Origin of the sequence: Pararhizobium polonicum, assembly GCF_001687365.1 — a bacterium.
In the GTDB taxonomy this organism is placed as follows: Bacteria; Pseudomonadota; Alphaproteobacteria; order Rhizobiales; family Rhizobiaceae; genus Pararhizobium; species Pararhizobium polonicum.
The window spans coordinates 409821-425305 of the sequence record NZ_LGLV01000008.1 but is presented as its reverse complement, the minus strand read 5'-3'; the positions used below and the strand labels follow the sequence as shown (position 1 = coordinate 425305).

13 protein-coding genes and 1 pseudogene are annotated in these 15485 nt (G+C 61.7%); all 14 read left to right on the top strand.

Annotated elements, in window-relative coordinates; translation table 11 throughout:
- Nucleotides 1–168: pseudogene (purU, locus tag ADU59_RS14870) on the top strand (formyltetrahydrofolate deformylase); the annotation flags it as partial.
- A gap of 225 nt (nucleotides 169–393) precedes the next feature.
- Complete coding sequence (locus ADU59_RS14865; protein WP_068954933.1) at nucleotides 394–900, top strand: RNA polymerase sigma factor; 507 nt, start codon at nucleotides 394–396, stop codon at nucleotides 898–900.
- A 111-nt stretch (nucleotides 901–1011) separates the two neighbouring features.
- Nucleotides 1012–1995, top strand: coding sequence for a FecR family protein (locus ADU59_RS14860; RefSeq protein ID WP_158515726.1), 984 nt, complete (start codon nucleotides 1012–1014; stop codon nucleotides 1993–1995).
- A gap of 152 nt (nucleotides 1996–2147) precedes the next feature.
- The gene (locus ADU59_RS14855; protein ID WP_244506429.1) at nucleotides 2148–4400 is read left to right on the top strand and encodes a TonB-dependent receptor; all 2253 of its coding nucleotides are present in this window, start codon (nucleotides 2148–2150) and stop codon (nucleotides 4398–4400) included.
- 101 nt (nucleotides 4401–4501) lie between these two features.
- Nucleotides 4502–4792, top strand: a complete 291-nt coding sequence (locus ADU59_RS14850) for a DUF2218 domain-containing protein (protein ID WP_068954882.1) — start codon at nucleotides 4502–4504, stop codon at nucleotides 4790–4792.
- Between the two features lie 116 nt (nucleotides 4793–4908).
- Nucleotides 4909–6693 (top strand): IucA/IucC family protein, encoded by a 1785-nt coding sequence (locus ADU59_RS14845; RefSeq protein WP_068954881.1) that lies wholly within the window; start codon nucleotides 4909–4911, stop codon nucleotides 6691–6693.
- Entirely contained in the window at nucleotides 6677–8413 is a 1737-nt protein-coding gene (locus tag ADU59_RS14840; RefSeq protein WP_068954880.1) for an IucA/IucC family protein, read from the top strand. Before ADU59_RS14845 ends, ADU59_RS14840 begins: the two co-directional genes overlap by 17 nt.
- A complete protein-coding gene (locus ADU59_RS14835; protein WP_068954879.1) occupies nucleotides 8410–9702 on the top strand; it encodes an AMP-binding protein in 1293 nt (430 codons plus the stop codon). The genes ADU59_RS14840 and ADU59_RS14835 overlap by 4 nt, the downstream gene beginning before the upstream one ends.
- A complete protein-coding gene (locus ADU59_RS14830; protein WP_068954878.1) occupies nucleotides 9699–11015 on the top strand; it encodes a DUF6005 family protein in 1317 nt (438 codons plus the stop codon). Before ADU59_RS14835 ends, ADU59_RS14830 begins: the two co-directional genes overlap by 4 nt.
- Nucleotides 11012–11857, top strand: coding sequence for a sugar phosphate isomerase/epimerase family protein (locus tag ADU59_RS14825; protein ID WP_068954877.1), 846 nt, complete (start codon nucleotides 11012–11014; stop codon nucleotides 11855–11857). Before ADU59_RS14830 ends, ADU59_RS14825 begins: the two co-directional genes overlap by 4 nt.
- Before the next feature lie 9 nt (nucleotides 11858–11866).
- Nucleotides 11867–12772, top strand: coding sequence for a siderophore ABC transporter substrate-binding protein (locus ADU59_RS14820; RefSeq protein WP_068954876.1), 906 nt, complete (start codon nucleotides 11867–11869; stop codon nucleotides 12770–12772).
- Entirely contained in the window at nucleotides 12769–13746 is a 978-nt protein-coding gene (locus tag ADU59_RS14815; protein WP_068954875.1) for an ABC transporter permease, read from the top strand. Before ADU59_RS14820 ends, ADU59_RS14815 begins: the two co-directional genes overlap by 4 nt.
- On the top strand, nucleotides 13739–14680 hold the full coding sequence (locus ADU59_RS14810) for an iron chelate uptake ABC transporter family permease subunit (RefSeq protein ID WP_068954874.1): 942 nt from the start codon (nucleotides 13739–13741) through the stop codon (nucleotides 14678–14680). Before ADU59_RS14815 ends, ADU59_RS14810 begins: the two co-directional genes overlap by 8 nt.
- Entirely contained in the window at nucleotides 14677–15435 is a 759-nt protein-coding gene (locus tag ADU59_RS14805) for an iron ABC transporter ATP-binding protein (RefSeq protein WP_068954873.1), read from the top strand. Before ADU59_RS14810 ends, ADU59_RS14805 begins: the two co-directional genes overlap by 4 nt.
- Nucleotides 15436–15485: the final 50 nt, after the last annotated feature.

Genomic DNA, 15485 nt, shown 5'->3' with positions numbered 1-15485 from the left:
CATGCGCAGTCGGCCGAGGATTACGTCTCGATCGGCCGCGATGTCGAAAGCCAGGTTCTGGCCCGCGCGGTGCATGCCCATATCCACCACCGCACCTTCATCAACGGCAACCGCACCGTCGTCTTCCCGGCAAGCCCGGGATCCTACGCTTCGGAGCGCATGGGCTGATCGAGCCGGCCCGATCTTTACGCGGCGGCTGACGAAGATAAAGGAGAAAAACCAAAACGGCGGTGGACCTGTAAAATAAACATGATAATTACAGGCTAGTTTTAATGTGGATGCCAACTCGCCGTTTATGCCGGTGGCAGCCTGGATCAGCCGATGAGCAACGGAAGCCGCGATGGGAGCCAATGCCGCACATCAGATCAAACCTGCATGGCGCGGACTGAGGCCATGATCGACATGGAAGCCCGCCATGAGGTCTATATCGCCAATCGGACGGCCTTGGTCGCCTACGCCACCCGTATCCTCGGATCGCGGGAAACGGCAGAGGATATCGTGCAGGATGCATTCCTGCGGTTTGCCCCTGCCAATACCGGCACGTCCGGGCAGATGCTGCCCTATCTCTACAAGATCGTTCGCAATCTTTCCTTCGACCTCCTGAAACGCCAGAAGGTCGAGACGCGCGAACAGCAGAACGAGCCGCCTTTCTGGTCGATACCGAATGAGGTGCCGACACCGGAAGACTTCGTCGTGGTGACCGACGAGATGCGGCAAATATCCGCGGTTCTCGACGATCTTCCGGTCGAGGTCCGCGTCGCGCTCGAGATGCATCGCTTCGGCGGCTACACGCTGGAAGAAATCGCGGCTCATCTGGGCATCTCGGTTGCAACAGCCCATCGTCATGTGCGAACCGCCATGATGCGGGTGGCGACCATGCTGATGGCCAATGCATCCTAAAAATCCGCGATCCATGTGAAAAAAAATCGACCGCAATTCGTCTTTGTAAAACAGAGGATGATTCGGCTAAAAGTGCCCATGAGGCATGACCCGAGCGGTGCAGGTAGAATTTTGACCCAGGACAACCACATACCGGCAGCGACACTGGAAGAAGCCATGGACTGGTTTCTCAATCTCAAGGCGCAGCCGGGCTGTCCAGCGGTTGAACAGGATTTCCAGGCATGGCTGTCGCATTCGCCAATGCATGGGCGCGCCTTTGAACAGGCCTTGAAGACCTGGGTGCTTCTCGGTGAGGTGCCGCCGGCTTACGAGCATCTCTGGAAACCGTCCGCCGCCGTCACCGTATTGCCGCCGCCGCGCCGCCGCTGGAAGGCATGGACGGCCGGAGCAGTCCTGGCGATTGCGGCCTGTGCCCTCGTCCTTCTTGCCGGCCCCTCCCTGCTTCTGCGCCTGCAGGCGGATCACATCACCCGGACGGCCGAAAGCCGGACCCTGACGCTGGAGGATGGCACCGTCATCGAAATGGGCGGAGGCAGCGCCATCGCAACCGAGATCACCGCATCCGTGCGCCGCGTCACGCTCCTGTCCGGAGAGGCATTTTTCGATGTCGCACATGATGCGGCGCGGCCCTTCACGGTCAATGCCGGAGGTGTCGCGGTCGAGGTGCTGGGAACGGCCTTCGACGTGCAACTGGCCGACGGCGAAACGACGGTCGAGTTGGCGCGCGGCATCGTGGCGATCTCCTATGACGGACCGGACCATAAGCAGAGCTTCGAGCTCTCACCCGGCGAGATGGCGGCGATCAAGCATGGCACGGGCACCGTGATGCGCGCCACGATCGCGCCGGAGGATGTTGCCGCCTGGAGAACCGGAAAGATGTTCGTCAACGACGTCACCGTGGGCGCCGCGGCGGAACGACTGCAGCGCTATCATCACGCCTGGATCAGCGTTCCGGATCCGGCACTGGCATCGCGCCGGGTGACCGGCCTTTATGATCTTAACAACCCGGATAGCGCCCTTGAGGCAATGGTAAAACCCTTTGGCGGCAGGGTTCATGCGGTGACGCCGTACGGGCGCGTCCTGGCCCGATTTTAAGATGACGTAAATAATCAAGAAAAAAACCGGATACGGTGAAAAAAAATCCGGAGCCGGTCGTCTTTGGTTGGAAGCGCATGCAGGGGCAATGCGCCGGAAACCGAGACGGGGGTAAAATGCGTTCGCCGACATGCCGCAATGGAAATACATTTTTGAAAGCAAAGGGCCGCCGTGCCATCGGTGTGCGCCTGGCTGCCACAACGGCGATCGTCGGACTGTCGTCCCTTGCCCTGATGCCCCTTTCTCCGGTATCGGCGCAGGAGAGGACCTCGCGGGTCAGCAATGCCCGCAGCTTCAATATCCCGTCCCAGCCGCTCTCCAGCGCGCTCAACGCTTTTGGGCGGCAATCCGGCCTGCAGGTAACGCTTGCCGCCGCGACATCGCGCGGCGTTCGCTCCAGCCCCGTCCGTGGGACGCTGGAGCCGCAGCAGGCGCTGGCCCAGCTTTTGTCCGGCACGGGCATTTCCTATCAGATTTCCGGCGGAACGGCCGTGATCGGCTCGGCCGCTTCGGCGGGCGATAGCGGCGCGGCCGTCGCCGGTGACGGAACCTTGCTCGAACCCATTTCGGTCTTCGGCGGCGGCAGTCCGGGCGCCGGCGAAATTCAGATCTCGGCTGAAGACCTGGAGCAGAAGAACCCGGCCAGCGTCGCCGATGTCTTCTCCGGCCAGCCGGGCATTGCAGTCGGCAGCTCCCTGCCGATGTCGCAGAAGGTCTATGTCCACGGCATCGAGGAAACCAACCTTGCGGTGACCATCGACGGCAGCCGCCAGAACAACAAGGTTTTCCACCATGCCGGCACCAACCTGATCGATCCGAGCCTGCTGAAGGCTGTCGGTGTCGATGCCGGTGTCGCGCCGGCCGATGCCGGTCCCGGAGCGCTGGGCGGCGCCATCGCCTATGAGACGAAGGATGCCCGCGACCTGCTGGATGGCGACGGCTTCGGCGGCTCCATCAGCTCAAGCTACAATTTCAACAGCGACACGGTGACGACCGGCCTTACGGCCTATGGCCTTCATGAGGGTCTGGAATTTCTCGGTTCGTTCAATTTCGGCAACGGCAATGATTTCACCGCCGGCAACGGCAAAGGCGTTCAGGGCACCAGCACCGATATTCTGAGTGGCCTTGGAAAGCTTGCCTACGAGTTCGAGAGCGGCGACCGCGTCTCGATCAGCCACGAACGTGTTCACGATGATGCACCACGGCCATATCGCGCCAATACGGGCTTCATCGAAGGGCGTCCCGAGTGGGAGCCACGGGTTCGCGACTACAAGCTTGACCGTCAAAATACCGTTTTCACCTATACCGACAGTACGCCCGAGGGCTGGTGGGATCCGAAACTGGTGCTGGCCTACAGCAAGACCGAACTTGAGACACCCGTATACCTGAATCCGAGATTCAATATTCCGCCCTATAACGGTATCGGCACAACAGAGAGCTTCAACGGCAAGTTCGAGAACAAGTTCTCCTTCGACATCGGCAACATCGTCGCCGGCATCGATTTCTACAGCGACAAAGCGGAACTGGAGGATATGTTTGATCCTGGCACCGAAAAATCGCGCAATGTCGGCATCTACACACAGGCACGAATCGAACCTTGGGATCGGACGCGGCTTTCCTTCGGCGCTCGCGGCGACACCCAGAAATTCACCGGCACCACCGGTGAGGAATGGAGCCATTCGGGCTTCAGCGGCAATATTTCCGGCGAATACGATCTGATCGAGGATTTCCTGATCGCAAAAGCCGGCTATTCGCATGTCTGGGCCGGTATTCCGCTCGCTGAAAACTTCATCATGAATCCCAATTGGGATTACGGCAGTGGACCGAAGCCGGTTACCTCCGACAATTTCAATGTCGGGCTGGAGGCGACCTACAACGACTTCACCATCGAAGGCAGCGTCTTCCAGACCAATCTCGATGACGCGCGCTCCCCAAGATACGCAGTCCTGCGCGGCATCGAGGCGCATGACGTTCGCTCCAGAGGGTTTGAAATCGGCGGTGGCTACAGCTGGGGCGACGGTTCCTTCAAGGTGAAATACGCCAATATCGATGTTGAAATCGACGGGAATCCAGCCGATTCCGATCTCGGCACCTATCTGGCGGCTCCGGGAGGCCAGTTCATCACCTTGCAGGCGGTCCACACCTTTACCGACTGGGGTGTCACCGTTGGCGCGGATGCCGAACTCGCCCCCAATTACAGGGCTTACAAGGGCTACGAAGTCTTCAATGCCTTCGTTGAATACAAGCCACCGACCCGGCCGAACCTGACATTCCGGGCCGATCTGAAGAACATCTTCGATGAAACCTACTCGGACCGTGCGACCTACGGCCAGGAATTCGGAACGGTAACGCCGCTCTACGAACAGGGCCGCGCCTTCATGCTGACCGCCAAGGCGACGTTCTGATCGTCCTGGCGCGAGCCGTCCTGCGTGACGGTTGCTGACAACGAGAACGGGTGCTGGCACCCCGTTCCTTGCGACAAAACGTCGAAAGACAGGAGTTCCCGATGCAAGAAGCAACAACCCGTTTCGCCACGGAAAACGGCCAGAAATATCTGACCCAGCTCTGCAAGCATTTCGCCCACAAGATCGACGTGGCCCAGACCGGCGATCGTGGTGAGCTGATGTTTTCCTGCGGAACCGGATTTCTCGAAGCCGATGCGGATGGACTGCACATCCGGGTGCGCTCACCCGACGATGCCAATCTGGCGGATACCAAATCCGTGGTCGAGGATCACCTCCTGCGGTTCGCCTTCAGGGAAAATACCGGCCCGCTCCAATGGCAGGCAACAGGCTGAGACAGAGGCATCCATTCGGGCATAGGCCCGTCCGATCAGAAAATTCAATGCGTTGACCGAGGGTTCGGCAACGCTTTTGCGTGGCGTTGCGTGTTGCATGCCGAGGATGGACAAGAATGCAATCGTCTAGGCAAATCGCAGAAACGGCGACCTTCCAGAGTTTCGCCAATTGCTATCTGCGCGAGGTGAATTCCGGCGTGCCGGTGATGCATCGGACCCTGAGCGGTCCGGTCGACTGCATCGAATGGTCGATGCCGCGCCAGCAGATCGTCCTGCGCGTCGAGATCACCTCATCCTCCCTGTGCGGTCCGCAACATTTCGGCCGGGTCTGGTGCCGGGGCGTACCGGATTCGAACTGGCGGCAGATCGAGCTGATGTCGGCGCTTCATAACCTCGTTCACGAGACCTATCGTCAGGTAGAGGAAGGTCACGTCGATGCCTTGCGTGGCTTCGAACTCGAACTGCTGATGCGCGTTCTCGACAGCTACCAGCAGACATCGCTTTATATCGACAAGGGGCTGCCCACACCGGCAACCGGCGGCGGCTTCATCGAGGCCGAGCAGTCGCTCGTCTTCGGCCACTGGCTGCACCCGACACCGAAGAGCCGGCAGGGCATGACCTTCTGGCAGCAGGAAAGCTATGCGCCGGAGCTGCGCGGCCAGTTCAAATTGCATTATTTCGCGGTAAAGACCGGCCATGTCCGGCATGCATCGGCACGTCCGGCCGCAGCGCACGAGATCGTCCGTTCATTGGTAAGCGCGAATGGCGAAAACCTGTCGATCGGCGATGACGAATATCTGCTGCCGATGCATCCGCTCCAGGCGGAAGCCCTGCTTCTCGATCCCGAGGTCCGGGCGCTGCAACAGGACGGCCTGTTGCGCCATCTAGGCCCCGCCGGTTCGCTCTTTACCGCAACATCGTCCGTCCGCACGGTCTACAGCGCCGATGAGAACTGGATGCTCAAATTCTCGCTGCCAGTCCGCATCACCAATTCCGTGCGCCTCAACCGGCGGCAGGAACTGGAGGCGGGCGTTGCGATGGCCAAGCTGATCGACCGGATCGGGTTTGCCGAACGCTCGCAGAACTTCCGGATCATTCGGGATCCCGCCTATATCACGCTCGACATGCCCGGCCGCAGCGAAAGCGGCTTCGAAGTCATCCTGCGGGAAAACCCCTTTGCGGGAAGCAAGGGACGAGGCGTCATCACCGTGGCGGCGCTGACAGCCGACCCGCTCCCCGGTGAGCCGTCGAGGCTGGAACGCATCATCCGCGCGATCGCCGCAAGAGACGGCGAGCCCCTGCCCGATGTCTGCCTTGCCTGGTTCCGGCATTACCTCACCTGCGCGGTCGAGCCGCTGATCCAGCTTTACGACGATCACGGCGTGGCGCTCGAGGCCCATCAGCAGAACAGCCTGCTGGATATCGGCGCGGGCTATCCGTCGGTCAGCTATTACCGTGACAATCAGGGCTTCTACCTGTCCGAGCGCTATCGCAGCTTGCTTGTCGGCCATGTTCCCGAGACAGAAACCATTGCCTCGCTCTATTTTGCCGAAAGCGAAATTCGCGACCGGTTCGCCTATTACCTCATCGTCAACCAGGTCTTCTCGGTCATCAGCCGCATGGGACATGACGGTCTGTGCGACGAAGGCCAGCTTTTGCGCCTGCTGCGCGCCCATCTGGAGCGCTGCGCCTCGAAAATGACGGGAGCCGGCCGCGATTTTGCCCGCCATGTTCTCGACCTGCCGACGATCGCCTCCAAGGCCAACCTGACGACACGGCTGTTCGACGTCGACGAACTGCAATCCGACAATGCACCGACGCTTTACCGCCCCGTGCCGAATCCCTTGAGGGCGCCTGCGGCATTGACCATCCCAAGGACTAGCCATGCCATTGCCTCTTGAGCTGAAAGGACAGCCCGGCGAACGCGTGCTGCGCCAGCTCGTGGCAACACTGCTGTTCGAAGGCGTGATCGATGCACGCCAAAGCCTCGAACATGGGCTGACGCATTTCCATTGGTCGCTCGGTGGCCTGAGCTATCGCTGCAACGGAACCATCGGCCCGTTCGGCCGCATCCGCCCTGTGGCAGGCTCGGTGGAGGTGCAGGACGAAGATGGTGCCTGGGGCGAAGCATCGCTGGCCCGGCTCGTCTCCGCCCTGCCCGGCACGGGCATTACCCGTGGCAAACTGCTCGGCGAAATGAAGCAGACGATCGCCTTTTCCGAATGGAACGATCGCAACGTTCCGGCACGGCCCCGCCGGTCCATGTCCTTTGCCGCGCTGGAGGGTGCGCTGGACGAAGGACACCCCTATCACCCCTGCTACAAGGCGCGCACCGGCTTTTCCGATGCGGATCATGCCGCCTATGGCCCGGAGACGGGCAAGGCCTTCCAGCTGGTCTGGCTGCTGATTGCGCGCAAGCATCTGAAGCAGGCCCTGCCTGCCGATGAACAGGCGTTCTGGGAGGCGGAGCTTGGCCCGGAGACATGGTCGCATCTGCAGGCCATGCAGGAGCAACTGGAGCTATCGTCGGAAGACTTCGGGCTTGTGCCGCTGCATCCCTGGCAATGGCACAATCTTGGAGAAGCTCTGTTTTCGGGCTGGATCGCGGCCGGTGATGCCTATTGCCTCGGCCCGGCCGGTGACCGCTACACCGCAACCCAGTCGGTGCGGTCCCTGCTGAACGCGGACCGTCCATTGGCGGCCAGCGTCAAGCTGCCGCTCAACATGGTCAACACGTCGTCGCGGCGGACGCTGGAGCCGCACTCGGTCTGCACCGCCCCGGCCCTCTCCTGCTGGATCGGCGACACCGTTGCCGCCGACCCTCTGTTTGCCGAGCGGTATCCGCTGACCATCCTGCAGGAATATGCCGGTATCATCGCCGATGCCGATGGCCCTCTCGCAGGCCAGATCGGTGCCATCTGGCGCCAGAGCGCGCAGGCGACGCTCGCGCCGGGCGAAGCGGTCATTCCGTTCAATGCGCTAATGATGGTGGAGACGGATGGCAGGCCGTTTGCCGACGACTGGATCGGGCGTTTCGGCCTGATGCCGTGGATGAACCGGCTGATCGAGATCGCCGTCCTGCCCGTCTGGCATCTGCTGGTTCATCACGGCATCGCCGTGGAGGCGCATGGACAAAACATGCTGCTCGTCCACCGCGACGGCTGGCCGGTGCGTCTCGTCCTGCGCGATTTCCACGACAGCATGGAATTCTGCCCGGAATTTCTGCGCGAGCCCGCAAAGGCACCGGATTTCCTGTCGCTGAACCCGCTCTACCGCGATGCCGAGCCGGATCAGTATTACTGGACGGACAACCTGGATTCGCTGCGCGAACTGGTGATGGACACGCTGTTCGTCTACAATCTGACCGAGATTTCCCACCTTCTCGACCATTGCTACGACCTGCCGGAGGCACGCTTCTGGCAGCGCGTCGCAAGCCTGCTCACGTCCTACGCGGACGAACACGGCATGGCGGAGCGCCAGGCACAGCTCGGCTATGACCAGCCGCATATCCTCACCGAATCCCTGATGACGCGGAAGCTGTTCGCGCTCAAGCCTGAGTACCACCACACGGTACCCAATGCCTTGGCTGCGGATCAGCTGCAATTAAGGAGAAAGCCATGATCCGGATTGATGACAGGCTTTACGATCACGCCTCTTTCGAAGAAACCTCGGCCCGCCTCGCAGAGCAGACCGGCCTTCTGACGCGCGCCGGCGGCCGTTATGCGGTCTGCTTTGCGGAAACCATCGACTGGCTGTCGCTGTTCTTCGCCATTCGCAAGGCGGGTGCCAGCGTGCTGCCGATCCATCCCGGCACGCCTTATCCGGCAGCCCGCAAGCTCGCCATCGGCGCCGGCTGCGACCGGCTGTTCTACAACAGCCTGACGGCCGAAGTGCTGGATGTGCCTGTGGTGGTAGAGGCAAAGGGTCAGCTTCTCCAGATGAGTTCCGGCACGACCGGCGCGCCGAAATGCGTGGCGCGGAGCTGGGAGGAGATCGACGCGGAAATCGAGAGCTATGTCGCGACATTCCGCGAGCCGGAGACGATGACACCGGTCGTCGCCTGCCCGACCACCCATTCCTATGGGCTGATCTGCGGCATTCTCGTCGCGCTCAAGCGCGGCCAGACGCCGGTGATCGTCAACACCGCCAATCCCAAATATCTCCTGAAAGTGCTGCGCGAAACCGAACGCCCGCTGCTCTACTCTTCGCCGGCGATCCTGCACACGCTGGCCCGGCTGCTGCCCGACGGCGAACAGATCCACGCGACCATGACCTCGGGCACGCTGTTGCCCGACGCCTGGTTCGCCCTGATCCGGGCGAAGAGCCAGCATATGTTCCAGCAATACGGCTGCTCGGAATCGGGCTGCATCGCCATCAACCCCGATGTGACGGCGACCGGAGACATGGGTTTCGTGCTGCCGCATCTTGCCGCGGAGACGGGAAGCAGCGCGGACGATACCGGCGAGATTATCGTGAAGAATACGGATGGCATCGCCATCCACACCCGCGATCTCGGCTATATCCGCGATGACGGGATGCTGGTCTTCATTTCGCGCATGGACGACATGATCAATGTCTCCGGCCTCAACGTCTATCCCAAGGACGTCGAGGATGCCGTCATGACCATGGCATCCGTCACCGACGCCGTTGCCTTCCGCAAGAGCGATCGCTTTGCCGGCGAGCGCGTGGCGCTGCTGTTCAGCGCAAGCGAGTCGGTCGCGCCGCAAGCGGTGCGCCAATGGTGCAGCCGTCATCTCGCCAGCCATCAGCTGCCGATGGACATCCTGCAGGTGGAAACCATTCCCCGGCAGGCCAATGGCAAGATCAGCCGCCGCGACGTGGCCACGCGTCATGCCGCCGGCGAGTTTACAACACCGGTTGCAGGGCCGATCACCGGAGCAGCATCATGACGAACACGGACATCCTCGCCGCCATCGAGACGGTGCTGAATGAGCAGATGGCGCATGCGCATATGGACGGCTTCGGCCCGGAGGCGCGTCTCAACGAAGACCTTTATCTCGACTCCGTCCTGATCCTGCAGATCTTCCTCAATATCGAACTGGAATACGGCCTGTCCGTTCCCGAAGAGGCGATTGCGAAGCAGGATATCGAGACCGTCGCCGATCTGGTCGCGCTCTACGCACCGAAGGATACCGCGGCCGCTGTCCCGTCCTTCGCGCTCACCGGCGGCACGACCGACGAGGGTGTGCATGGCGAAGCCTATTACGACATCAAGGTCCACTGCTTCGTCAGCTGCGTCTGCGACGGCCTGAAGCGGCAGGGGCTGGACCACCGGCCACTCTACTTCGGCGTCTGGGATGCGAAATTCGCCGTCAGCGACAATTTCCAGCTGCTCTACCATGCACCCGAGATCAGCCAGGAATTCTTCCGGCTGTGGTATCAGCAGCTCTACGGCGTCACCGTTCGCGAGTGGTACGATCCCGACAAAACCAAGATCGAAAACCTTGCCGTTCTGCTCGATCTCGTCAAGAACCGCAGCGCGACCGGTTCCGTCATGGTCATGCTCGACATGTTCCACCTGCCGGAGCGGGAGAACAAGTTCAACCAGAACCCCTTCCCGCACTATCTCATGCTGCAGGAAACCAAGGATCCGGACACCTGGTTCGTGCACGACCCGGACTATCGCTGGGAAGGCGAGATCGCCCGGGAAAAAGTCATCCACGCCATCATGCAGCCGACCGTCGGCGGCGGTTATGTCTTCGATCATGCACAGGCGAGAACCCCGGATGCGCAGGATCTGAAGGCCTATTTCGAGGCCTGCTTCGTTGACGGCAGCAACCCGCTGGTCGATGCCGTCAGACAAATAGTCACGGCGCATCTGGACGGGACCGATGGCATCGGCCTTTCGGACCTGACGGCGGCGGTGCGCGAATTGCCTGTGATCACCATCCGCAAATATGCCTATGAGCACGGTTTTGCCTTCTTCTGGCGGGCGCTGAAGCTGCCGGCTGCCGAATTCGAGACATGGTGCGAGGAGATCGAATCCTTCGTCCAGTCGCTGAAGACGCTGCATTATGCCTGCATGAAGCTCGCCCAGACGGAAGATCGCACTCTGGCGGCCTCCGTCTTCGAAAAGCTCGATGAAGCCGACCGGCTGGAGACGAAGCTGAAAGGCAAACTGGCCGAGATCTTCGATCTCTGGTGCGAGCGCACCATTCCGGCATCCGTTGAACCTCCCATGCTCAAGAGGGCCGCGCGATGAAAGTATCGCTCTGCACCATCACCTTCCGGCACCACCTGATCTCGCTCGGAGAAATCGCCGCCTGGGCGCAATCCAATGATTTTCAGGGCATCGAGCTCTGGGGCGCGCATGCGCGCAATCTGGCGCAACAGCCGGATCGCAATGCGGAATGGCTGGATAGCTACGGCCTGTCGGTGCCGATGATCAGCGACTATCTGCCGGTGAACGCCGATCCGGAGACGCTGCGCCGCAAGACCGTCGATCTTTGCCGGCTGGCACGCCGCTGGCGGGCAAAGAAGATCCGGACGTTTGCCGGCAATCGCGGCAGCCTGGCGACATCGACAGAGGACCGGCGCCTGATCGTGGAGCGGCTGCGCGACATCTGCGCTATCACCGAGAGTTACGGCATTCATCTGTTGGCGGAAACACATCCGGAAACGCTGGCGGATACCGCCACTTCCACCATGCGTCTTATCGAGGAAGTCAATCACCCCTCCTTCGCCATCAACTTCGATACGCTGCATGTCTGGGAAGGTGGCGACGACCCGGTGGCCGTACACCGGACGATGAAACCGCATATCCGGCACTATCACTTGAAGAACATTCGCGACCGGTCTGATCTTTCGGTGTTCGAGCCGGCCAATGTCTATGCGGCGGCCGGACGCCGGGACGGGATGACACCCCTGTTCGAAGGAACCGTCGATTACGGGCGCTTTCTCGGCGAGATTTCCGGCGATCCGCAGATCGATGCTTCACTGGAATGGTTCGGTGGAGATTGCCTCGACATCCTGCGCCGGGACAGGCGGCAGGTCCGGCAGGTGATCGAGGGACGCGAACCGGCCCGGCGAACAGTCAACTTCTAGGAAGCGGCAATGGCGAAAACGAAAACAGCGACGATCGTGGGACTGCTGGCGCTTGTGTTGGCAGGCGCAGTCCACGCCGCCGACATCAGCACCGCGACCGGAACCGTCTCGATCGAAACGACGCCGGCGAAGATCGCGGTGTTCGACATCGCGGCGATCGATACGCTGGACAGTCTCGGCGTCAAGATCGCCGGCCTGCCGTCCAACCTCTATCTGCCGGAACTGGCGCATCTGAAGGGCGGCGGCACGGTCGTCGGCGATATCTTCGAGCCCAATCTCGAAGCGTTGAGCGAACTGGATCCGGACCTGATCATCGTCGGCGGCCGCTCCTCGCCGCAGGTTGCGGCGACCGCGCAGGTAGCCCCCACCATCGACATGACCATGGATGGCGACGATCTGGTGTCGCAGGTGAAAACCAGGCTATCGGCCTATGGCACGTTGTTCGGCAAGGAGGCACAGGCTGATGCCGCCGCCAAAGCGCTCGATACTGTGATCGGCAAGGCCCGCAATGCCGCTGCCGGCAAGGGAACCGCGCTGATCATCATGACCAACGGCCCGAAGGTGACCGCCTATGGACCGGGATCGCGGTTCGGCTGGGTGCATTCGGCGCTCGATCTGCCGCCCGCGGTTCCGGACGTCGAAGCCGCGACCCATGGCGAAGCCATCTCCTTCGAATTCATCCGCAAGGCCAATCCCGACTGGCTGCTCGTGCTGGATCGGGCAGCTGCGATCGGCTCGGAAGACCAGAACGCCAGGGCAACGCTGGACAACGAACTGGTGGCCGAAACCACAGCCTGGAAAAAAGATCAGGTCATCTATCTGCCGGCCGGGGATTTCTACATCGCCGCGGGTGGTGTTCAGGCGATGAGCCGGGTATTCACCGCCATCACCGAGGCCTATTCCAGGACGAAATGACCGAGAAACGAACGGCAAAACATCGGACTGCGAAACTGGCCGCCTGCGCGGCCTTTGTCGTGCTTGTGGTCTTGAGCATTTTCATCGGCGCCGGGGACTTTTCGCTGGCGCGGATGTTCAATGATCCCGCAGCATTGCAGCTGTTTGTCGTCAGCCGGTTGCCGCGAACGATGGCGGCGGTGCTGACGGGGGCCGCCCTTTCCATCGCCGGCCTGATCATGCAGGCGATGGTGCGCAATCGCTTCGTCGAACCCTCGACAGCCGGAACGGCACAAAGTGCGGCGCTGGGCATCCTGATCATGACGCTTGTCTTTCCGGCGGCATCGCTGGCGGTGAAAACGCTGGCGGCCAGCGTCTTGGCCTTGCTCGGCACCTCGCTCTTCATGATGACAGCCCACCGGCTGCCGCCGACCCAACCCTATCTCGTGCCGCTCTTCGGCCTGGTCTACGGCGGCGTCATCGGTGCTGTCGTCACCTTCATCGGCTGGCAGACGGAGCTGCTGCAATTCGTCGATATCTGGACCAACGGCGAATTTTCCGGCGTCGTGCGCGGCCGCTACGAACTGCTGTGGGGAACCGCCATCATGGTGGCCATCGCCTGGTGGGTTGCCGACCGGCTGACCGTGCTGTCGCTCGGTCGGGACGTCAGCATCGGTCTGGGTCTGAGCTACCAGCGGGTGCTGCAACTCGGCCTCGTCATCGTCTCGGTGATTTCGGCGCTGACGGTTGTGGTGGTCGGCATCATTCCTTTCGTCGGCCTGGTCGTGCCCAATCTCGTCTCACGCATCATGGGTGACAACCTGCGCGGAACGATCCCGTGGGTCGGCTTGAGCGGTGCGACGCTGGTGCTCGGCTGCGATGTGCTCGGCCGCGTGCTGCGCTACCCCTATGAAATTCCGGTGGCAACGGTCATGGGCGTTGTCGGCGCTTTCCTGTTCCTGCGGCTGATGTTTGCTAGGGCCGCGCATGCCTGACCGCCGGCTGATCCTGCTTGCGGCGATGGCGCTGCTGGCCATGCTTGCGTTTCTGACTCTGGAGCTGCGCGGCAATATCGCCTTCGTCCTGCAATTGCGGGGACTGAAGCTTTTGGCGCTGCTGCAGGTGGCCATCTCCATCGCGGTCTCGACCGTCCTGTTCCAGACGGTGACGGCAAACCGCATCCTGACGCCGTCGATCATGGGGCTCGATGCCCTCTACCTTTTCGGCCAGACGACGCTGGTCTTTGCTCTCGGCGGCCTCGGTTATGCCAGTCTCAACGGCGGCGTGAAATTCGGCATCGAGGTAGCACTGATGATCGCCCTTGCCATGGCGCTGCTCTGGCCATTGCTGAAGACGCGCGTCGACATGAACCTGCTGCTGCTCATGGGTGTGACGCTCGGCCTTCTGTTTCGCAGCCTGTCGCAGCTCCTGTCGCGGCTGCTCGACCCGAATGCCTTCGCCATCGTTCAGGGCGCGAGCTTTGCCAATTTCAACACGCTGCGCGCCGATCTGACCATTCTCGGCACGGTCGTCACGCTGGCGGCCGCAGCCCTCTGTTGGCGCGCTCGTCATCTGCTCGATATCATCGGGCTCGGCCGCGATACCGCCATCGGGCTCGGTGTCAATTGGACGAAGGCGACGGCGGGGCTTCTGCTGCTCGTTGCCCTGCTGGTCGCGGTCTCGACGGCGCTGGTCGGGCCGGTCGCCTTCTTCGGGCTGCTGGTCGCAGCGCTGGCGGAACGCCTGATGCGAACGCAGCGCCATGCCCTGCTGCTGCCTGCCGCGGTCCTCGTCGCAATCATCGTCCTTGTCGGCGGGCAGACCTTTTTGCAGCATGGGATCGGCGGTGCATCGACGCTCGGCGTGGTGATCGAGTTCGTCGGCGGCCTCGTCTTCCTTCTGCTGCTCATCCTCGGGAGCCGAAAATGATCGCGATCGAAAACGTCTCGCTTTCCCACCGCGGCACACCGATCCTGCGCGATATCAACCTCTCGCTGCCGAAGGGCGGCATCACCGCTCTCGTCGGGCCGAACGGTGCGGGAAAATCCAGCCTGTTCTCGCTGATCGCCCGGCTGCAGCCGCTTCAAAGCGGCCGCATTACCATCGACGGCCTGTCTGTCGAAACCACGACCAGCCGGAAACTGGCGCAGCGTCTGGCCATCCTGCGCCAGGACGGCGCGGTTGCCAGCCGTCTCACCGTTCGTGAACTGGTGGGGTTCGGCCGCTTCCCGCACCATCAGGGCCGGCCGGACACCGAAGATCACGTCCTTGTCGAGGCTGCACTGGCGCAATTCGATCTGCAGGCCCTTTCGGAGCGTTTCATCGATACCCTGTCCGGCGGCCAGCGTCAGCGGGCAATGGTCGCCATGACCTTCTGCCAGGGAACGGACTATCTGCTTCTCGACGAGCCGCTGAACAATCTCGATATGTTCCATGCGCGCCAGCTGATGCGCTCGCTGCGGACGATTGCCGATGAAAAGCAACGCACCGCCATCATCGTGCTGCACGACATCAACCAGGCAGCCGCCCATGCCGACCGCATCGTGGCAATGCGCGACGGCGGGGTGATCGCGGATGGAACACCGGAGGCGGTTCTGACCGAAGACAATCTCGAGGCGATCTTCGGTTATCGCATGCAGATTAAAGAGATAGACGGTAAACCTCTCGTCCTACATCACCTTTGACGAGAAGATTACGTTAGGTTACCCGGCTGGCTTCCCCGCATGTTCCGGCC

What these genes read in the sequence shown, in the direction of transcription:
- ADU59_RS14840 (WP_068954880.1), top strand. Translation starts at nt 6,677, where the DNA reads ATGCCATTGCCTCTTGAGCTGAAAGGACAGCCCGGCGAACGCGTGCTG.
- ADU59_RS14820 (WP_068954876.1), top strand. Translation starts at nt 11,867, where the DNA reads ATGGCGAAAACGAAAACAGCGACGATCGTGGGACTGCTGGCGCTTGTG.
- ADU59_RS14810 (WP_068954874.1), top strand. Translation starts at nt 13,739, where the DNA reads ATGCCTGACCGCCGGCTGATCCTGCTTGCGGCGATGGCGCTGCTGGCC.
- ADU59_RS14805 (WP_068954873.1), top strand. Translation starts at nt 14,677, where the DNA reads ATGATCGCGATCGAAAACGTCTCGCTTTCCCACCGCGGCACACCGATC.
- ADU59_RS14835 (WP_068954879.1), top strand. Translation starts at nt 8,410, where the DNA reads ATGATCCGGATTGATGACAGGCTTTACGATCACGCCTCTTTCGAAGAA.
- ADU59_RS14830 (WP_068954878.1), top strand. Translation starts at nt 9,699, where the DNA reads ATGACGAACACGGACATCCTCGCCGCCATCGAGACGGTGCTGAATGAG.
- ADU59_RS14865 (WP_068954933.1), top strand. Translation starts at nt 394, where the DNA reads ATGATCGACATGGAAGCCCGCCATGAGGTCTATATCGCCAATCGGACG.
- ADU59_RS14850 (WP_068954882.1), top strand. Translation starts at nt 4,502, where the DNA reads ATGCAAGAAGCAACAACCCGTTTCGCCACGGAAAACGGCCAGAAATAT.
- ADU59_RS14825 (WP_068954877.1), top strand. Translation starts at nt 11,012, where the DNA reads ATGAAAGTATCGCTCTGCACCATCACCTTCCGGCACCACCTGATCTCG.
- ADU59_RS14845 (WP_068954881.1), top strand. Translation starts at nt 4,909, where the DNA reads ATGCAATCGTCTAGGCAAATCGCAGAAACGGCGACCTTCCAGAGTTTC.
- ADU59_RS14815 (WP_068954875.1), top strand. Translation starts at nt 12,769, where the DNA reads ATGACCGAGAAACGAACGGCAAAACATCGGACTGCGAAACTGGCCGCC.